This window comes from Streptomyces sp. UH6, assembly GCF_013421635.1.
Classification (GTDB): domain Bacteria; phylum Actinomycetota; class Actinomycetes; order Streptomycetales; family Streptomycetaceae; genus Streptomyces; species Streptomyces abyssomicinicus.
Genome location: NZ_JACADT010000805.1, coordinates 1 through 2,606, shown reverse-complemented (window position 1 = coordinate 2,606; position 2,606 = coordinate 1). Strand labels below are relative to the sequence as shown.

Here is a 2,606-nt window from a genome sequence, read left to right as displayed (position 1 = left end):
CGGCGTACGACCCGTCGGCGGGGGCCCGGCTGAGCAGGACCATCCCGGCGGTGGCCAGGGCCAGCGTCGTGCCGACCGCCCGCCCGCCGGAGCCGATGATCGTCCAGACGGTGGTCATCAGCGCCCCGGTGACCAGCACCGCACCCGCCCAGTCGGCGGAACGGCCGGGCCCGGCGCCCCGGTCGGCGGGCAGCACCCGCACCGCCGCGAACCAGGCCGCGGCCCCGACCGGCAGGTTGATCAGGAAGATCCAGTGCCATCCGACGGTCTGCGTCAGCGCACCGCCGAGGAAGGTGCCCAGCGCCGCCCCGGTCGCGCCCACGGCACTGAACACCGCGATGGCGCGGGCCTGTTCGCGCGGCTCGGGGTGGAGAGCGACGATCATGCCGAGCACCACGGCCATGGTCATCGCCCCGCCCACGCCCTGGAGGGCACGGGCGACGACCAGCGTTCCCTGACCGCCGGCCACCCCGCACAGCACCGACGCCACCGTGAAGACGGCGAGCCCCGCGGTGAACATCCGCTTGCGGCCCAGCAGATCGCCCAGCCGTCCGGCGAGGAGCAGCAGCCCGCCGAACGGAATCAGGTAGGCGTTCACCACCCAGGCGAGCCCCGGGGCGGAGAACCCGAGATCGCGCTGGATCGCGGGCATGGCCACCGTGACGATGTTGCCGTCCAGGATGGTCATCAGCGCGCCCGCGCAGAGGATCAGCAGCGACAGCGAACGCGTACGGCCGTCCGGCGCGAGCCGGTCGGTGTCCTCGTGGTGCGAGGTCTCGAACAGCGACATGACGGGAACTCCCTGCACGGTCCATGGTGCACGACTTGTAACGGAGTACATCGTGGGTGACCATGGAGCTCCGGCGTAAGGAGGCACTTTCATGTCCCAGCGGAACACCGGTGTTACCTTCCAGGCAGTGACCGCGGAGGCCTGCCCGGTGCAGGAGGTCCTGGACCGGGTCTCCGGCAAGTGGAGCGTCGGCATCCTGGTCGCTGCCGCCAAAGGGCCCATCCGTTTCACGGAGTTGGAGCGCGCGGTCCACGGCATCAGCCGCCGGATGCTCACCCTGACGCTGCGCAACCTGGAGCGCGACGGGCTGGTCACCCGCACCGTCTACCCGACCGTCCCGCCCCGCGTGGAGTACGAGATCACCCCGGTGGCCCGGGAGTTGTACGAGACCCTGCTCCGGCTCACCGACTGGGCGGAACGCCACCGCACCACGATCGCCCGGTCCCGGGTCGTCTACGACCTGGAGCACGCCGCGCCGGCGTGAGGGGGCCGCGCGTGCCCGAGGCCATGCGCCCCTGAGGCCATGCGCGCCTGAGGGCAGGAAAAACGGCGAGGAAAGCGACAGGACTAGAGGTCAGTTGGAGTCTGAGAAGGAAGCCCTGTCATGGCCTCGCCGTGCCCGTCACCCTAACAGCTACGCCGGTATCAGGTCGCGGAGGTTTTCCGGGGTGATCACGCGCGTCTCGGGGTGCAGCCCCTCGGGCCGTGCCAGGCCGACGAAGGTGACCGGACCGTCCGGGGCCGTCTCCCCGTCCCAACGGGTCACCGTCACGCCGTTGTCGGAGAGCAGCCCGGTCAGGTGCCGCACGGTGAGCGGCCTGCGCTCGACCACGCCGCGCACCAGCATGCCCGTCGAGACCCGGTGCAGCGCGGCCCGGTTGGCGTCCGGGTGCCCCTTGAGGTGCACGTGCATCCACCTGGCGTGCCAGTCGCCCCGCTCGTCACGGACGAAGACCAGCGGCAGCGCCACCCGGCCGGGCCCCCGCAGCTCCGACTTCATCCGGACGGTGCGGGCCTCGAAGGGCGCCCCCGCCTGCTCGGCGTCGCGCAGCATGAAGCCGAAGAAGGACTCCGCCACCTGCTCGAAGTTCTCACCGCTGTAGACGTGGACCATCGGCACGATGTACCCGGCCTCGACCGAGGCGAGACGGAGGTCGATGAACTCCGAGGCGCCCTCGGGCGCGTCGGTGATGTCGCCCGAGTGGGCGCCGCCGACGGCGGTCAGCGCGGTCCAGTCGAGCCAGGCCAGCGTCCGGTAGTCCTCGTCGAGGAGGAGCGCGGCCAGATCGTGGTCGGTCCGCCTCTCCGTCTGCCTCCAGTACGTGGAGAACCGCAGCAGCTCCCCGTCGACCGCCGAGGCCGAGCCGCGTGGCAGCACGCCGAGGCCGGACGAGACGTTCTTCCCGCTCAGCGGCAACGCGACGTCGAGCACGGCCGGGTCCACGACCACCGTCCCCGTCGTCGGGAGGCGGCGCCGCAGCTCCGCGTCGGCCAGGGCGGTGAGTGCCTCGCGGACCCCCTGGGGCATCCCGGGCCGGGTGTCGGGCGTCGCCCAGGCACGCCCCGACCGGTTGAGGAACAGCCGCTGCTCGCCGATCCCGCCTCCCCGGTTCTCCAGATGCTCGCGCACGGAGAGCAGGACCCGACCCGAGACCTGGGGCGCCACCCGTTCGGCGGCATCGAGCACCGCCGTACGCTCCTCCTCACCGGCGGCCCGCACCAGCCGGTCCAGCGCCCGGAACAGCCGGCCCGGTGCGCGGGCCAGCAGACGAGCGGCCCCGGCCGCGTCGCCGTCGGCCATGAGCCTCTCGACCCG

2 protein-coding genes and 1 pseudogene are annotated in these 2,606 nt (G+C 72.4%); 1 reads left to right on the top strand and 2 read right to left on the bottom strand.

Features of this window, described 5'->3' with window-relative positions; genetic code table 11:
• On the bottom strand, positions 1–790 hold a 790-nt coding region (locus HW445_RS26095; protein WP_257231296.1), incomplete at its 3' end, for an MFS transporter.
• A gap of 91 nt (positions 791–881) precedes the next feature.
• Between HW445_RS26095 and HW445_RS26090 the strand changes: the two genes are divergently transcribed.
• The gene (locus HW445_RS26090; RefSeq protein ID WP_180223341.1) at positions 882–1,274 is read left to right on the top strand and encodes a helix-turn-helix domain-containing protein; all 393 of its coding nucleotides are present in this window, start codon (positions 882–884) and stop codon (positions 1,272–1,274) included.
• Between the two features lie 150 nt (positions 1,275–1,424).
• On the opposite strand, the pseudogene HW445_RS26085 reads toward HW445_RS26090, so the two are convergent.
• Positions 1,425–2,606, bottom strand: a pseudogene (locus tag HW445_RS26085) (hypothetical protein); the annotation flags it as partial.